The sequence below is a fragment of the Pelosinus fermentans JBW45 genome, assembly GCF_000271665.2.
Lineage (GTDB): Bacteria > Bacillota > Negativicutes > DSM-13327 > DSM-13327 > Pelosinus > Pelosinus baikalensis.
Genome location: NZ_CP010978.1, coordinates 4,660,646 through 4,677,231 on the forward strand (window position 1 = coordinate 4,660,646; position 16,586 = coordinate 4,677,231).

The 16,586-nt window shown below is 39.1% G+C and carries 15 protein-coding genes and 2 riboswitches; of the genes, 4 read left to right on the plus strand and 11 right to left on the minus strand.

The window, feature by feature from the left end; translation table 11 throughout:
* Positions 1–121: 121 nt before the first annotated feature.
* From panD to JBW_RS20700, 4 genes are read right to left on the minus strand one after another with little or no spacing between them, the layout of a single operon-like run.
* Entirely contained in the window at positions 122–508 is a 387-nt protein-coding gene (panD, locus tag JBW_RS20685; RefSeq protein WP_007960350.1) for an aspartate 1-decarboxylase, read from the minus strand.
* Positions 509–513: 5 nt separating this feature from the next.
* Positions 514–1,359: a pantoate--beta-alanine ligase gene (gene panC, locus JBW_RS20690; protein ID WP_007960349.1), complete on the minus strand. Its 846-nt coding sequence runs from the start codon at positions 1,357–1,359 to the stop codon at positions 514–516.
* Positions 1,360–1,388: 29 nt separating this feature from the next.
* Positions 1,389–2,228, minus strand: a complete 840-nt coding sequence (panB, locus tag JBW_RS20695) for a 3-methyl-2-oxobutanoate hydroxymethyltransferase (RefSeq protein WP_007960348.1) — start codon at positions 2,226–2,228, stop codon at positions 1,389–1,391.
* A 2-nt stretch (positions 2,229–2,230) separates the two neighbouring features.
* Positions 2,231–3,118 (minus strand): Rossmann-like and DUF2520 domain-containing protein, encoded by an 888-nt coding sequence (locus tag JBW_RS20700; protein ID WP_007960347.1) that lies wholly within the window; start codon positions 3,116–3,118, stop codon positions 2,231–2,233.
* Between the two features lie 492 nt (positions 3,119–3,610).
* On the opposite strand from JBW_RS20700, the gene JBW_RS20705 reads away from it, so the two are divergent.
* The gene (locus tag JBW_RS20705) at positions 3,611–3,961 is read left to right on the plus strand and encodes a DUF4870 domain-containing protein (RefSeq protein WP_007960346.1); all 351 of its coding nucleotides are present in this window, start codon (positions 3,611–3,613) and stop codon (positions 3,959–3,961) included.
* Between the two features lie 29 nt (positions 3,962–3,990).
* Positions 3,991–4,842, plus strand: a complete 852-nt coding sequence (locus JBW_RS20710; RefSeq protein WP_007960345.1) for a YitT family protein — start codon at positions 3,991–3,993, stop codon at positions 4,840–4,842.
* 199 nt (positions 4,843–5,041) lie between these two features.
* Here the strand turns inward: JBW_RS20710 and JBW_RS20715 are convergent, their stop codons facing one another.
* Both JBW_RS20715 and JBW_RS20720 read right to left on the minus strand, forming a co-directional pair.
* Positions 5,042–5,629, minus strand: coding sequence for an ECF transporter S component (locus tag JBW_RS20715; protein WP_007960344.1), 588 nt, complete (start codon positions 5,627–5,629; stop codon positions 5,042–5,044).
* Positions 5,630–5,996: 367 nt separating this feature from the next.
* Positions 5,997–6,122, minus strand: a riboswitch (FMN riboswitch).
* Between the two features lie 144 nt (positions 6,123–6,266).
* Positions 6,267–7,529: an Nramp family divalent metal transporter gene (locus JBW_RS20720; RefSeq protein ID WP_007960343.1), complete on the minus strand. Its 1,263-nt coding sequence runs from the start codon at positions 7,527–7,529 to the stop codon at positions 6,267–6,269.
* A gap of 222 nt (positions 7,530–7,751) precedes the next feature.
* Positions 7,752–7,831, plus strand: a riboswitch (ZMP/ZTP riboswitch).
* A 152-nt stretch (positions 7,832–7,983) separates the two neighbouring features.
* On the opposite strand from JBW_RS20720, the gene pflB reads away from it, so the two are divergent.
* A complete protein-coding gene (gene pflB / locus JBW_RS20725) occupies positions 7,984–10,215 on the plus strand; it encodes a formate C-acetyltransferase (protein WP_007960342.1) in 2,232 nt (743 codons plus the stop codon).
* A 196-nt stretch (positions 10,216–10,411) separates the two neighbouring features.
* A complete protein-coding gene (gene pflA / locus JBW_RS20730; protein WP_007960341.1) occupies positions 10,412–11,131 on the plus strand; it encodes a pyruvate formate-lyase-activating protein in 720 nt (239 codons plus the stop codon).
* Between the two features lie 182 nt (positions 11,132–11,313).
* On the opposite strand, the gene JBW_RS20735 is transcribed toward pflA, so the two are convergent.
* From JBW_RS20735 to trhA, 5 genes are all read right to left on the minus strand, one after another.
* The gene (locus JBW_RS20735) at positions 11,314–11,508 is read right to left on the minus strand and encodes a hypothetical protein (RefSeq protein WP_229533545.1); all 195 of its coding nucleotides are present in this window, start codon (positions 11,506–11,508) and stop codon (positions 11,314–11,316) included.
* Positions 11,509–11,788: 280 nt separating this feature from the next.
* Positions 11,789–13,030, minus strand: coding sequence for a peptidase T (pepT, locus tag JBW_RS20740; RefSeq protein ID WP_007960339.1), 1,242 nt, complete (start codon positions 13,028–13,030; stop codon positions 11,789–11,791).
* Positions 13,031–13,211: 181 nt separating this feature from the next.
* A complete protein-coding gene (gene queG / locus JBW_RS20745) occupies positions 13,212–14,102 on the minus strand; it encodes a tRNA epoxyqueuosine(34) reductase QueG (protein ID WP_007960338.1) in 891 nt (296 codons plus the stop codon).
* Positions 14,103–14,443: 341 nt separating this feature from the next.
* Positions 14,444–15,754, minus strand: a complete 1,311-nt coding sequence (locus JBW_RS20750) for a sensor domain-containing diguanylate cyclase (RefSeq protein ID WP_235334081.1) — start codon at positions 15,752–15,754, stop codon at positions 14,444–14,446.
* A 115-nt stretch (positions 15,755–15,869) separates the two neighbouring features.
* Positions 15,870–16,499 (minus strand): PAQR family membrane homeostasis protein TrhA, encoded by a 630-nt coding sequence (trhA, locus tag JBW_RS20755; protein ID WP_007960336.1) that lies wholly within the window; start codon positions 16,497–16,499, stop codon positions 15,870–15,872.
* Positions 16,500–16,586: the final 87 nt, after the last annotated feature.

Genomic DNA, 16,586 nt, shown 5'->3' on the forward strand with positions numbered 1-16,586 from the left:
TTTGAACCACAAAGACACAAAGGTCACAAAGGGGTGTGTGCCGCAGCAGCGGCATTGTGCCTTTGTGGTTCATAAATTCTATAAAAATAGAGGCAGTTTGCACTGCCTCTTGCACCTACTTTTAGTCAGCAATCTGTCCATGGATTTCTTTGCCGCGGATTTCCTTAACTTTATTATTCTCACCTACCATCACTACAGTAGGAGTAAAGTCTTTTGCTTCCTCTTCAGTCATCATCCCATAGGAAATAATGATGACCTTATCATCAGGCTGTACTAAACGAGCTGCGGCCCCATTTAAACAAATGACTCCAGAATCTTTTTCTCCAACGATCACATAGGTTTCAAAACGATTACCATTGTTATTATTTACAATTTGCACTTTTTCATTAGGCAGAATTCCTGAAGCTTCCAATAAGCTTTCATCAATGGTGATACTTCCCATATAATTAAGATTAGCCTCCGTCACCGTGGCACAATGAAGTTTGGCCTTTAAACATGTAATAAACATAGAAATTATCCCTCCAAAATGATGTTATCAATTAAACGAGTGCTGCCAATGCGCACGGCTAAGGCTAGAAGAGCTTTACCGACAATCTGGTCTATATTTTCTAATAGCGGATAACTGTGTATTTCTACATAATCAATCTGCGCCAGTTCTTCCAATTGGATGTTTGCTATCACCTGCTGCCTGATGGCTTCTACATTCATCTCACCGCTAGCAACAAGCTGCTTGGCCAGCTGCAAGCTACGAGACAGCACCAATGCCGCTCTGCGTTCTTTAACAGATAAGAAAGCATTCCGCGAACTCATGGCGAGTCCATCTTTTTCCCGCACAATAGGTACAATCGCAATGACTACATTCATATTTAAATCAGAAGCCATACGCTGAAGCACCAACACCTGCTGGGCATCTTTTTGACCAAAAAAGGCTGCCTCAGGCTCAATGATATTAAGTAACTTAGCTACAACAGTTGCTACGCCACGAAAATGACCTGGCCGAGACAAACCGCATAGTTTCTGAGTAATGCCATCAACCTCTATAAAACTGCTATATCCCTTGGGATACATTTCTTGTACTTGGGGATGGAAAATGACATCCACTCCCGCAGTACCTGCTTGAACACTATCGCCAGTTAAGTCTCTTGGATACTTAGCATAATCTTCATTAGGACCAAATTGGGTAGGATTCACAAAAATACTCACCACAACGACATCACACTGTTTTTTGGCCTGACGCATTAACGTAAGATGTCCTTCATGCAAGGAGCCCATGGTGGGTACTAAGCCAATTGACAAGCCTTTTGCTTTTACTTGCTTAACAAAAATCTTCATTTCCTCTATGGTTTCAATAATTCTCATGATTTCATTCCCCTTCTTCCCTTGCTGCCTTAGTATAATTTTTCTAAGATGCCATCAGATATTTTAAAACTATGCTCCGCCGAAGGAAATATTTTTTCTGCCACTTCCTTTTTATAGTCGGCTACTGCTTGCGCTATTGCTACATGCAATGCAGCATATTGCTTCACAAATTTAGGAGCAAACCCAGGATATAAGCCGAGCAGATCATTGATGACCAATACCTGACCATCACAGTGCGCACCTGCGCCGATACCAATGGTTGGTATATTGAGTTGCTGAGTTACTTTTTGTGCTAGTAAGGCTGGCACACATTCTAGAACAACAGCAAAAGCTCCGTTTTCTTCTAGAATCTTGGCATCATTAAGCAGTTTTTGTGCTCCTTTTTCTTCTTTTCCCTGTACTTTAAAACCGCCCAAACTATGAACTGACTGGGGGGTTAAACCCAAATGTCCTACTACAGGAATCCCGGCAGCAACTATTTTCTTTACTGCTTCAGCAATTTCACTGCCGCCTTCTAATTTAACAGCTTGGGCACCTGTTTCTTTCATAATCCTGCCTGCATTGGCTATTGCCTGTTCTGTGGAAACCTGATAGGACATAAAGGGCATATCTACAACTACCATTGCTTTTTTTGCCCCTCGGCATACTGCTTTTCCATGATGAATCATATCCTCCATCGTAACAGGCAGAGTCGAATCATATCCCAATATCACATTTCCTAAAGAATCGCCTACTAATAGCATGTCAATCTGGGCATCATCAAGAAACTTTGCCGTAGAAAAATCATAAGCTGTTAGCATGGTAATGGCTTTTCCCTCTATTTTTCGCTGCTGAATCACTGTCGTTGTAATCTTTTCATTGCCACTCATGATTATTTCCCCCTGTTATCACTTCTTACTATTTCTTCTATGCTTGCAGCTTGTTCCTGATCAATTGTACCTTTCTCTAAGGCAATCTTCAGAGTATACATCCCAAGCTCCCGATATAAACTCTTATCTCTTTCATTTTCCAAAGCCTCTAGGTGCGCCTTTACCGTAATACCATCTCCACGACTAATTGGGCCAGTCAGCCCTTGGACCACTCCCATTTCCTTTATGTTCTGCAGGGTTCCTTCCAGCAACGGCAATAATGCGGCTAAAGCTTCCTCAGAAGATAAACCAAATTTTCCATACAGCCGACTTGCCCAGTGCATCAAGGAAACCGTGTAGTTCGATACAATGCAAGCAGCCCCATGATAAAAAGACTTATCTGTATCTAAAATATGAAAACTGGTTCCTCCTAGATCATTCACAATTTTTTCAGCTTGCTGTATGACCTGAACCTGTCCGCTTAAAGCAAAATATATGCCCGCTAACCTTTCACTAGTATGCTCTTTATTTGCAAAGGATTGCAGCGGATGCATACAGCCAATCCAGGCTCCTTGCTCTTTTGCTGGCATGAGTACTTCCGCTGGCAGACATCCTGAAGTATGAAGCACTATTTGTCCTCTTTTAAAACCATTCTCTCTGGCTATTTGTGCTGCCACTTCCCCAATACAACGATCAGGTGTTGTAATGAATAGTATCTCAGCATCTTGCATCAAATCGGCTGCTCTTACACTCGCGTCTACTCCCAATTCCCTAGCCAGCTGACTTGCTGATTCTAGAGTGCTACTGACAATTCCAGATAATTGATACCCCCTATCAGATAATCCTCGTGCCAACACACTACCCACTTTTCCAGCTCCAACAATACCTACTTTCGGCTTTTGTACGTTCATATTTCCTCCATTTACCTAGGGTGTGTCTTCAAAACTATCAAAACGTTCACTGGCGGCGCTTTTTGCACCATACTAACAGGCAAAGGATGAGACTTTCCAAGAGACTACTTGGCAGCCCCAAAGGAAAAGAAAATATAAAAAAGCCTTCCGGAGCTTGTCCGAAAGGCATACTTTTCCCATGCAACCTCCCGTCTCAGTCCATTAAAAGATCTAAGCGGCTATAATTCGATATGAAACTGTGGAATACTATAGCAACAAGTCCTTTTTACAGTATGGTTCATAACTGATACCACCTAAAGAATACTTCGCCATTTTAACTACAAAACGATAATATCATAAACCATAATAAAAACACAAGGATTTTATATGACAAACTCATTACTTTTAACTTATATGATTATGTTTTATTGACAAGTATACATAACTGAAAATCTTCGAATAAGATATACAAACGATCGAACCTACTATAAAATATATTTAGGAGGTGTTCTTATGAACGAAATAACAGGAGAACAAAAACTCTTAGCTATTTTAGCCCATATATCCTATTTCCTAGGAGGATTGGGCTTTATTATTGCACCATTAGTCATCTTCTTATTAAAAAAAGACGACGCTTTCGTCTTTCATCATGCAAAACAGGCTCTCGTTGCCCATTTGAGCATACTGGCTGCGTCCTTCATTGTTAGTTCCTTATGCATATTAATAATTGGTGTCTTTCTGCTTCCTATCGTAGGTCTTTTGTGGCTTATTCTGCTCGTAACATCTATTATTGCAGCAAGTAAAGCTTTTTATGGTGAATCCTATCAATACCCTTTTATCCAAAATCTGATCAATAGATTCTAAGTCTTTCATTTTATACTAGGAGGAACTACATGCGTTATAAAATTTATCAGTATCTTTCTGTTGGTATTGGCTGCCTGGTAAGCGCTGTTGCAATCAATAGTTTTCTCGTACCTCACCACTTGTTAAGCGGCGGAGTAAGCGGGTTAGCCATTATCTTTTATTATCTAGCTGGCTGGCCCATTGGTCTGCAAATCTTTGTAATGAATCTCCCCCTCTTCTATGCTGCTTATCGGCTCATTGGAAAAGAATATTTTTTAAAGACCATTTATGGAGCAGTACTTTTTTCCTTCTTTGTAGATGCAACGGACTACTTGTCAAATTTTATGGTCGTGGATGATCCGATCCTCTCAGCCATTACTGGCGGTATTGTTACAGGCATTGGCTCAGGTCTTATATTTAAGGCCAATGGCAGCGGCGGAGGGCTTGATGTCGTTTCCAGCATCCTAAAAAAATACTATTCTTTGAATGTAGGTATTGCCTCTTTTTCGGTTAACTGTGTAATTATGGTGATTGCTGCCATTCTCTTCGGCATTAAACTTGCGATATTAACCCTTATTTCCATGTTCATTGCAGCCAATATTACGGATAATGTGGTGGAAGGATTTAACCGTAAGAAAACCGTGTATATCGTCTCTTATAAAACCGATGAGATTATTAAAGTCATTTTGAAAGAGGTAGGGCGAGGCGCAACGATCCTCCATGGAGAAGGTGCCTTTACCCGCCAAGAAAAACAAGTGATTTTTGTAGTCGTAAGTTTGACCCAAATTGGCCAGATTAAACTTCTCATCCAAGATGTAGATCCCAACGCCTTTATGATCGTTCAAGATGCTGTAGAAGTTCTAGGGAGAGGTTTCACACTGCCTGGAACCAAGCAACTATAAAAACGAATTGAAATGAACCGCAGAGGCGCAGAGAACACAGAGAAAAAATAATTAATAGCGTTAGAAAATACCCCTCAGCGCACTCTGCGTCTCTGCGGTTCATAAAATTTTGTATTTTTCCATACAAAACTATGCTAAAAGGCTACTCTATACTGACAGAGTAGCCTTTTAGTATTTTATTCGATGGCCAAAGCCATGCTTATCTTTCGCATAATACAGGGAAAAGCTTCTTGTAAATCATCAATGTAAGAAGAGACATGGCAATTCCTTTTATCATATTAAAAGGTGCAATCCCCAGGGCAATGAAGGATTTTAAATCAACAATCTGGGGATTTGCGATTGTTCCTAAATTAATAATTTGCTCTAAGGGAAAATGCAGCACAGCTTGATATAAAGGCAACAGAATAAAATAATTCAGCAAAGACGCTGAAAACATCATAGAGAGGGTTCCAATAAGGAGAGAAACCACAGCCCCCGTAGGGCTCTTATGGCGCCGATACAAATAGCTCGCCGGCAGAATAAAAGCCACTCCCACCAAGAAATTAGCAATCTCCCCAATTCCCATTGTCTGCGTATTCGCAGCATGTAATACGTTTTTAATTAATTCAATAGCAACCCCTGCCATAGGTCCAAGTACAAAGGCTCCAATAATCGCAGGCAATTCACTGGCATCTAATTTTAAAAAACTAGGCATCATCGGCAACGGCACTTCAAAAAACATCAAGATTACAGCAATTGCTGATAAAATCCCAATTTTAGTAATATATCGCGTATTAGCAGAAATCATGTCCAATCCCCCTATAAAAGTAATCGTTAAAATCAACTTATACAAATAAGAAAAATGCTACGCATCCTTTAAAACAGATAAAACATAATCGAACCACAAAGACGCAAAGGACACAAAGGGTTTTATTTATATTTTTTTGCGCACTCCTTTGTGTGTCGCATCAGCGACATTGTGCCTTTGTGGTTCATAAAATCTCATTTTTTTCCACTATTAAACTCTATTTTCTCTACTTATCAAAAAAAATCCCCGAAATGTCTTCGGGGATTTAATCACTACATGCAAACACATCTTTAATGTCGGCTTACTAAGCCCATACACGGATGTATCTCCAGAAAGTTAAACTTTCCGTTATACATACAATGTGCTGCTTTCTCTTCTTACATCCAGACTATACTGTCGGCTTTGGAATTACACCAAATCTGCCTTACGGCTCGTGGGCTTGCAGAATCTGCTTACCACCGGTCGGGAATTTAACCCTGCCCTGAAGATATTTCAATTTATTTAATTTTAGCCCCAGAGATAATCATTATCACCGAGTGATGATGATGGATTCATTGTAGCAAATTTGCTGCCTCTTTGCAAGTTAAAAAGTAATACGAAAAACGTGACTCATCTTTTCTTACTCTTTCTTACACCATTATTTAATAAAATCCCACAGCAACATCATATTTAAGACAGAAACAATAAGGCCGATACACCATAGCACGATTTGCTGTAAGCCTGTATTTGCATATTTTCCCATGACCTTTGTGGATGATGTCAAGTAAATCTGCAAGAATATCGTCCAAGGCAATTGAATGCTAAGAAACATTTGGGAGTATACCAGCCCCTCAAACGGGCTTTCGATAAAAAAGATGACCGCAACTGCCAGTCCGTAGGTAATCGCTACTCCCATCCAAGAGTGGCGGTCTTTAATATCATAGGGTTCTCTAAAGATTCCTGCAAAGATACTACCACCAGCCATACCTGCAGTAACGGTGGAAGAAATGCCTGCAAATAAAAGAGCGATCGCAAAAACAACCGCTGCAGCGTTCCCCAGTAAAGGCCGCAACATAATTTCTGCTTGCTCTAATTCATTAACCGATACCTGATTGCTAAAAAATACGGCAGCAGCAACCAATATCATAGCACTATTAATGGCCCAGCCAATACACATAGAAAATAAAGTATCTGCAAACTCATACTTTAACTGACGCTTGATCACAGCATCATCTTCTAAATTCCATTGCCTGCTTTGAATTACTTCAGAGTGCAAAAATAAATTATGAGGCATGACCACTGCCCCAAGTACACTCATGACTACTAACATGGCTCCATCCGGAATAACAGGTGTTACCCATCCAATAGCGGCTTCAGACCACTCAATATTGACTAAACTTAGTTCAAATAAGAAAGCTACACCAATGATAGAAACAAAACCCATAATCCATATTTCCAGTCGTTTATAGGAATTCGCCCATAACATCCAGCCGCAGCCTATGCCTGTTAATAAGGCTCCAATTTTCAGTGGAACTTGAAATAGCATATGTAAGGCAATGGCAGCTCCTAATATTTCAGCCATACCAGTGGCTACTGCCGCCGTTATTGCCGAAAACAATACCGTTCTTGATACTAAGGGCCGCAGATATTCAGTAGCTGCTTCCGATAAGCATCGCCCCGTAACAATTCCTAAATGAGCTACATTATGCTGCAAGACGATTAACATAATGGTAGATAAGGTTACCATCCAAAGCAATTTATAACCATATTCTCCCCCTGCAGCTAAATTGGCGGCCCAATTCCCAGGATCAATAAATCCGACGGTTACAAGTATCCCTGGTCCAATATATCGTAATATCTCCCTGGCCCTTAGATTCAGCCCATGCTCTTCCTGAAAAAAGCCCTTCATTCCTTTGAGCATAAACAGATTCTCCTTTTTATTGTAATATCGCTTAGGTATTGTCTCATTTAGATTATTATTAGTATTTATTCTTTATTCATCAATTTATCCCTCTTTAAATATAAGAAAACCATTATTATAAAATAATGATCCATTCTATCGATTCATATCTCAATAATTTATATTGACAAGACCTTAAGAAAAAGATAAAATTTGTTTCATAAGAAATATTTATATTTCATAAAACGGATACAGAACTGGCGGATCGTGGAATAACCACAAGGGACTGTATCTTGAATTAGCCGACCGCCTGGGCATAACTTACTTAGTTGTGCCCAGGCGGTCTTCTCTATTTAAAAACTAAATAAATCATAAAAATTATTTAGTATATGATTTATATCATAGGCAAAACATGATAATACGGTTATAATAAAGTTAATTGATAACAATTATCAATTCAAGGAGGAATCACAATATGAAACAAGCATGGAAGGATTTTAAACCAGGTAAATGGCAACCCTCGATTAACGTACGAGATTTTATTCAACATAACTATACCCCTTACGAAGGCAATAGTGATTTTTTAGCTCCTGTAACGCCTCGCACTAAAAAATTATGGGATAAATGCAGCTCATTATTATCCCAAGAGCGGGAAAAACAAGGTGTATTAGATGTTGATACCGATATTGTTTCCACAATCACTTCTCACCAGCCAGGGTATATTGAAAAAGAGTTAGAAATCATTGTTGGTTTGCAAACAGATGCCCCTCTTAAGCGAAGTGTTATTGCCAATGGCGGCGTTCGAATGGCTGAGCAGGCTTGCGAAGCTTATGGCTATAAGCTGAATCCTGCTATAAGTGATATTTATCGTAACCATGTTACTACACATAATACTGCTGTATTTAATATGTATACAGATGAGATGAAAAAAGCCCGCAAATTAGGAATTATTACTGGTTTACCTGACGGCTATGGCCGAGGACGCATTATTGGCGATTATCGCCGCATAGCACTCTACGGAGTCAATCATCTATTAGAAGCTAAAAAAACTGACTTGCAAGATCTTGCCAATCAACCAATGGATGAAAAGACACTGCGCTTGCGCGAAGAGGTATCGGCCCAAATTGCAGCTCTTAAAGATCTAATGCTTATGGGAAAATCCTATGGTTTTGACATTAGCCGCCCGGCTGAAAATGCGCAGGAAGCCGTTCAGTGGTTATATCTTGGCTATCTTGCCTCTATTAAAGAACAAAATGGTGCTGCTATGTCCATTGGTCGTGTATCCACCTTCCTTGATATTTATCTTGCAAGAGATTTATCCAATGGTACGCTGTCAGAAAGTGATGCGCAGGAGCTCATTGATCAAATGGTCATTAAGTTACGTTTAGCCCGCCATTTGCGTACACCTGATTATAATGAGTTATTTGCTGGTGATCCATTATGGGTAACCGAAGCGATTGGGGGCACGGGACTGGATGGCCGTACCTTAGTAACTCGTACTTCTTATCGAATTTTACACACTTTATATAATTTGGGTCCTGCTCCTGAACCGAATTTGACTATTTTATGGTCAGTAGATCTGCCAGCTGATTTTAAAAAATTCTGCGCAAAAGTCTCGTTAGATACCAGCGCTATCCAATATGAAAATGACGACATTATGAGACCTGTATATGGTGATGATTATGCGATTGCCTGCTGCGTATCAGCAATGCGGGTCGGTGAACAAATGCAGCTTTTTGGTGCTAGAGCGAATTTAGCAAAAGCCTTACTATTAGCAATTAACGGCGGTCGGGATGAAAATAGCGGCGAACAACTGGCACCTGTTATGCCAATTCCTGTCGGAGAGTATTTAGACTACGATATTGTTAGGAGCAACTTATCAAAAGTTCTTAGCTGGCTCACTGGCTTGTACGTAAATACAATGAATCTGATTCACTTTAGTCATGATAAATACGCGTATGAAAGAGCACAAATGGCGCTGCACGATACCGATGTTAAACGCATCATGGCCTTTGGCGTAGCTGGACTATCAGTAGCAACTGACTCCTTAAGTGCTATCCGCTATGGGAAAGTGAAACCACTGCGTGATGAAACAGGTCTTGCTAAAGACTTTGTTATTGATGGAGAGTTTCCATTCTACGGTAATGATGATGATCAGGTTGATACTTTGGCAACAGAATTAAGCCAAGAATTCAGTCAAAAATTAAAAGAACACGCTGCTTATCGCGATGCGGAACATACACTATCCATACTTACTATTACCTCTAATGTAATGTATGGTAAAAAAACAGGTGCAACTCCTGACGGACGTAAAGCAGGTCAAGCATTTGCCCCAGGTGCCAACCCAATGCACGGTCGAGACAAAAAAGGAGCACTCGCTGCTATGCAGTCCATCTGCAAACTATCTTATGATGATTGCCGTGATGGTATCTCTTACACTTTCTCCATTCTTCCTGCTACCTTAGGAAAAACAGCAGATACCAGAATACAAAATTTAGCAGGTATACTAGACGGCTACGCAGCCAACCAAGGACACCACATTAATGTAAATGCCTTGGACCGCAGCATTTTAGAAGATGCAAGAAAGCATCCTGAAAAATATCCTCAACTGACCATTCGGGTATCAGGCTATGCCGTTAACTTCATCAAACTCACCCCCGCCCAACAGGCAGAAGTAATTGACCGCACATTCTATGAGTCATTGTAAAAAAATTCCAATAAATCAATGGAAAGTCTCAAAATACGATTAAAAAGATAATTTTGAACCACAAAGACACTAAGGACACAAAGATTTTTCACAAAGGGTCTATAAAAATAGTCTTTTGTAGTCCCCTTTGTGTGCCGCAGTAGCGGCATTGTGTCTTTGTGGTTCAATTATTCTTTAACACTAGGAGATGTTCACTATGCAAGGATATTACCATTCTATAGAACACTTTGGGACTGTCGATGGACAAGGCATTCGTTATGTATTATTTTTATCAGGCTGTCAATTGCGTTGTCGCTTCTGCCACAATCCTGATACTTGGCAGCAAAATTGCCAAACCATTACCACGGAACAGATTTTAAAAGACCTATTACATTATCGCCACTTTTACGATGCCTCTAACGGAGGAATTACAGCAAGCGGTGGTGAACCATTGCTTCAGTCTCAATTTCTTGCCGAACTATTCTCCTCCTGTCAAAGCCATAATATCCATACTACCATTGATACTGCCGGATATTATGATCAAAAGCACCTCACTGCTGTTTTGCCCTATACTAATGCAGCATTATTTAGCATAAAAGCTGTAGATCCTCAAAAGCACCGTTGGTTAGCAGGGTTTGATAATCAGCAGATTCTTGAAAATTTAAACTATGTAGCCCAGTCAATTCCCATAACGTTACGCTATGTAATCATCCCGGGGCTCACCAATTCATTAGAAGATTTACAGGCACTTGCTGGTCTTGTTCATACTCTGCCGGCTTTAGTTCCAGTAGAATTGCTGCCCTATCACTCTTTAGGACGGCACAAATGGAAAACACTGAATATGAAATACACCTTAGATGATGTCCCTGATGCTACCACCCAAGATATAGTAGTTGCCACCAATATCCTAAAATCGGAAGGTATTACTATAGTATAAGAAAACGCTGACGCGTCCTTTAAAGCATAAAAAAAATCGAACCACAAAGACGCAAAGGACACAAAGGACACAAAGGCACAATGCCGCACAGCGGCATTGTGCCTTTGTGGTTCATAATCTTTTATATTTTCCCAACTACGAGACGTATGCCGTTTAAAGATAAACGCTTTCCAGCAACTTAGTTATATGAAAACCTTGATCAACGCCAAAACTGCTATTGTACCTCCAGTCCATATGATCCATTTAGAAACATTCCATTTACCTGCTGTTGCTTGTACTTGATCATCTATAATTGTCCCCACTTCTTTTATTTTTTCCTCTGCGTCTTTTATGAGTTGTTCTACGTCCTTACTACTTCTCTCAAAATTATTTCTCATATATTTCACCTTGTCACCCCCTTTTGCGCAACGATTCCTGAAACCAATTACTTACCATACTATATGCATTATGTATAGTAGATGTTCTTATTGTAAATCTCAAGAAAAATACTAACACTTCTTCATAAAAAAATAAAACATTTTGAACCGCGAAGATACGAAGAATCGAAAGACTATGAAGGATATGAAATAACATATTATCTCTTCGTGTCTTTTGTTTTCTTCGCGACCTTCGCGGTTCAAAATGTTTTTCGATATTATCTCTATTTAATTTTGTTTTCTATTTTAGTTTTCCTACTTTACGAATAATCTCAACAACAGTCTCAGCCGATTTAATTAAAGATGTTACTGGCAAAAATTCATATTTACCATGAAAATTGTGTCCGCCAGTAAATAAATTTGGGCAAGGTAATCCCATAAAGGATAAGCGGGCCCCGTCCGTACCACCTCGAATTGGCTTTATACTTGGCTTTACGCCGACTGTTTCCATAGCCTCACATGCTAAATCAATAATATATTTAACAGGCTCAACTTTCTCTCTCATATTATAATAAGAGTCCTTAATCTCGATTGTCGCAGTCCCTGCACCATATTTCACATTCAAAAATGCTATCATTGATTCCAGCAACGTTTTACGGTTTTCAAATTTTTGACGGTCATGGTCTCGTATTAATATATGTAAGGAAGCCGTCTCTACAGCGCCGCTAAGTTTATGGGCATGAAAAAAACCTTCATAACCATCTGTATATTCTGGACTTTGACCTGCTGGAAGCATTTGCTGATATTCAGCGGCTATGGATAGTGCATTGACCATTTTCCCTTTAGCCGTCCCAGGGTGAACACTTCTTCCTTGAATGAAGACGGTTGCATTGGCAGCGTTAAAATTCTCATATTCAATCGCTCCAAGCTCCCCACCATCAACGGTATAAGCAAATTCTGCACCAAAAGCTGCTACATCAAATAAATCAGCTCCCCGCCCAATCTCTTCATCAGGTGTAAAGCCAATCCGCACCTTGCCATGAGGAATTTCCGGATGACTCAATAAATACTCTACAGCGCTGACAATAGCACACATGCCAGCCTTATCATCAGCTCCTAATAGTGTCAATCCGTCCGTAACCAATAACTCTTGCCCAATATAGTTCGCAAGTTCAGGAAAATCTTTTGGGGAAAGCAGGATCGACTTCTCGGAATGAAGTACAATATCCCCGCCATCATAATTTTGTACCAAACGAGGTTTAACTGGACCGCCAGCCATATCGGGACTCGTATCTACATGAGCAATGAAGCCAACTACTGGAGCTTCTTGACAGCCATTGGCTATTAAGGTAGCTGTGACATAGCCATTTTGATCCACTTGTACATCAACTAACCCCAACTTCCTTAACTCTTCTGCCACATATTGAGCTAAGTCCATCTGCCCCCTTGTACTGGGGCACTGGCTTTGCTCCCCATCAGATTGGGTATTAAAACCAGCATACTCGATAAATCGTTGTACTAACTTCTCTTTATTTGATTCCATTTCATACGCCTTCCCTTCCGTATTATATATTTTTTTGATAAATTAAAAAACTTCATATAATCTCATCTTTTTCGCACCTAAGAACTTATACTTTCTATATCTTATAAAAACGATTACACAACAGTCATCACCTATGGATATCCTTTTATTCATCTGTGACAAACTATTAATCCATAAGTTTTTAATGCATTATATATTCAAAATTTCTTACAAGCAATTTTCTGCCTCGCCAGCTAAAAGCCCGATCCCCATATCTTCTGCTAAACTCTTTATTTGATATACTCATCAATTCTTCATAGCTTAGTTGCTGCACAATATTCTCCTGGAATTCTCTTATGTTAGATAAGACAATTTGAGAATTATGAGGACACACATCCTGACAGCTATCACAGCCAAAAACTAGATTCGTCTTTTTTATAATCTTGATTTCGTCTTCTGTCAATTGCCCTTTTTTTTGCGTCAGATACGATTTGCATCTTCTTGGATCAATGGCAAAGTTACCAAGAATAATCTCTCCCGGGCATGCTTTACTGCATCGGCCGCATTGCAGACAAGTACGCTGTAATGGTTTATCAACTGTAAAAGGATAATTGGTAAGAATATAACCGATTGCTACATAGGAGCCATATTTTTCAGTAATAATATGGCTGTTTATCCCATAAAATCCGAGTCCGGCTAAATATGCCAAATAACGATCAACTAAAGGTCCATTATCAACATAAGCCTTATATTCAAATTCAGGCAACTGTTTCGTTAAGAAACTTCCTATTGTCTCTAATTTATCTCTTATAACTGTATGGTAATCCAGCCCATAGGTATATCTAGCGATATTTGCTTCTGGCTGCTCTCCAACATAATAAGGAAATATGCATACAATAATCGACTGTACATTTTCCATTGTTACCTTAGGATCAATTCTCTTTTTAAGATCTTTTTCCTCAAATTCCGTATACTGCCCTTTATCAATACGTTCTTTTAAAATTCTTTCTAATTCCCAATAAGGTCCAATGCCTGCTATGCCCATGCATTCAATATGAATTGAATTACAAAAATTCCTTAACATCTCTTTCATCTGGTGCATCTCCATTTTGCTGATCAAAATCTCGTCTTCTCTATTATAATACCAAAAGAAAGACTTTCCTATTTGCTTTTTATTTATATAATGCATTAAAAATGGATCTCCAGCAAAAACTGTAAGATCCAATTTTATGATAAGAAGAAAGATGAGGCGTCTTTTAAAACATATAAAACGAATTGAACCACAAAGACACAAAGGACACAAAGGGTTTTATTTTTATATTTTTGTGTACCTCCTTTGTGTGCCGCATCAGGGGCATTGCGTCCTTTGTGGTTCATACAATCTTATATTTTTCCACTATAAAACTTATACTTTACAGCATCATAGGAAAGCGATTACGCTTGATCAGAGAAACGGTAGGCATTTTTGCCAGATGCTTTGGCTTGATACATGGCATTATCGGCCTTCTTGACTAAGCTGTCTACATCCTCTCCATCCGTAGGATAAAAACTGATTCCAATGCTGCTGGAAATGGTCACCGTACATCCTAATAACTCAAAGGCCTGATTTAATTGCTTTTTTATTTTTGCAGCAACGATTTCAACATCCGCACTCTTCGCAACTTCCGGCAGAATTAAGGTAAACTCATCACCGCCCATCCGGGCAACAATGTCGCTTTCCCTTACACATTCTTTTAAACGATCAGCAACTGCTTTGAGCAGCAAATCTCCCTTGTCATGCCCTAAGTTATCATTTACATGTTTAAAACCATCAAGATCAACATACATCACAGCCATCATATGATGATAGCGTTTCGCCAAGGCAAGACATTGATTGATTTTCTCATAAAATAATATACGATTGGGCAAACCAGTCAAACCATCGTGATAGGCATGAAAGCGAATCTTTTCCTCATATTTCATACGTTCTGATAAATCTCTAAAGATTCCGCAATACATAGTTACCTTACCTAATTCATTCTTAACAGCATCAATTACTACCCATTCAGAATAATGTTCACCATTTTTTCGTTTATTTATAATCTCGCCTCTCCACTGTCCATCTGTATGTAACGAATTCCAGATATCCTGATAGAATTCTTCTTGATGCCTGCCTGATTTTAATATCCCAGGCGTCTTTCCTACGATCTCATCCATGGAATATCCCGTATGCATTGCAAAAGCGGGATTCACATATTGAATAATTCCTTTTATATCAGTCACCAAAATACCATCGCTGGCATGTTCAAATACTTGTAAAGCCAGCTGCAAACGAATGCGCATTTGCTGCAATTCCGTTATGTCCCTTAACGTAATCATTAAATATTTTTCACTATCACGTTGGGCAACTTTAAAGGAACTGCCAACATAAAGCATCTGTCCATCTTTACACCAATATTGACGTAAACCGATTTCTAGCAGCCCATGATTTACGATTTTATGAATATTAGCGTTTACCTCTTCCACTTCAGCGCCAATGATATCATATATAGAAAAATTACCTAAATCTTCAACATCATACTTTAGTAATTTTAAAAAAGCATGAGTAGCATCCACAACGATCTTTGTATCCACATGGATAACATACGTTATTTCAAGACTATCTTTATCTAATGAACAACAATAGTACTTCCTCCCAGTAAAGTGCTGTGTATCGCGGCTACTTCTACATAAAAATGCTTTGTGGAAATTGAATGTTTTCAACATATGCCTCCTGTATTCTTTTCTAGGATCAGCACTTTGCATAATCTTGTATATAATTTCGTCCAATTATGAGCAACACCTTCTAATCTTTTTACTGTATATCAACTTTTTTTGTGAGCTAAGAGCGCAATGGAACTGGCAGAATATAAAAGAATACAGCAATAAAATGAGATATGCTCCCTGCTAGAACAAACAAGTGCCAGATGGCATGATTATAAGGTATCTTTTTCCACAGATAAAAAATACTTCCTAATGTGTAAAATAAACCACCCACCAGCAGCCAAGTCATTCCTAAGGCAGGGACTGTTGCAATCAGAGGTTTGATCGCAAAGACAATAAACCAACCCATGCCAAGGTAGCACAAGGTAGAGATAATGTTAAACCGTCCAGCAAAAAAGATTTTCAAAACAATTCCAATCATAGCAAGCCCCCATACAACACCAAAAACAGTCCATCCCAGTACACCATGAAGTGGTACCAAAGTAAATGGTGTGTATGTCCCTGCAATAAGTAAATAAATAGCAGAATGATCCAGGATCTTAAAAATTCTCTTTATTCTTTCATTCGTAAAGCTATGATAAAGGGTCGAAGCCAAATACAACAACACCAATGTCGTACCGTAAATACTGAAACTAACAATATGCCAAATATCTCCATGTAAATAAGCCAATACCGTTAACAATACTAATCCTGCAACCGCTAATAAAGTACCAATACCGTGAGTAACCGCATTCATAACTTCTTCCATTTCAACCTCCTAAAAGCTAGATTTCAATCTATTACTTAATAATAAATATTATTTAATCCTTACTTATAAATTATATCATATTTAGGA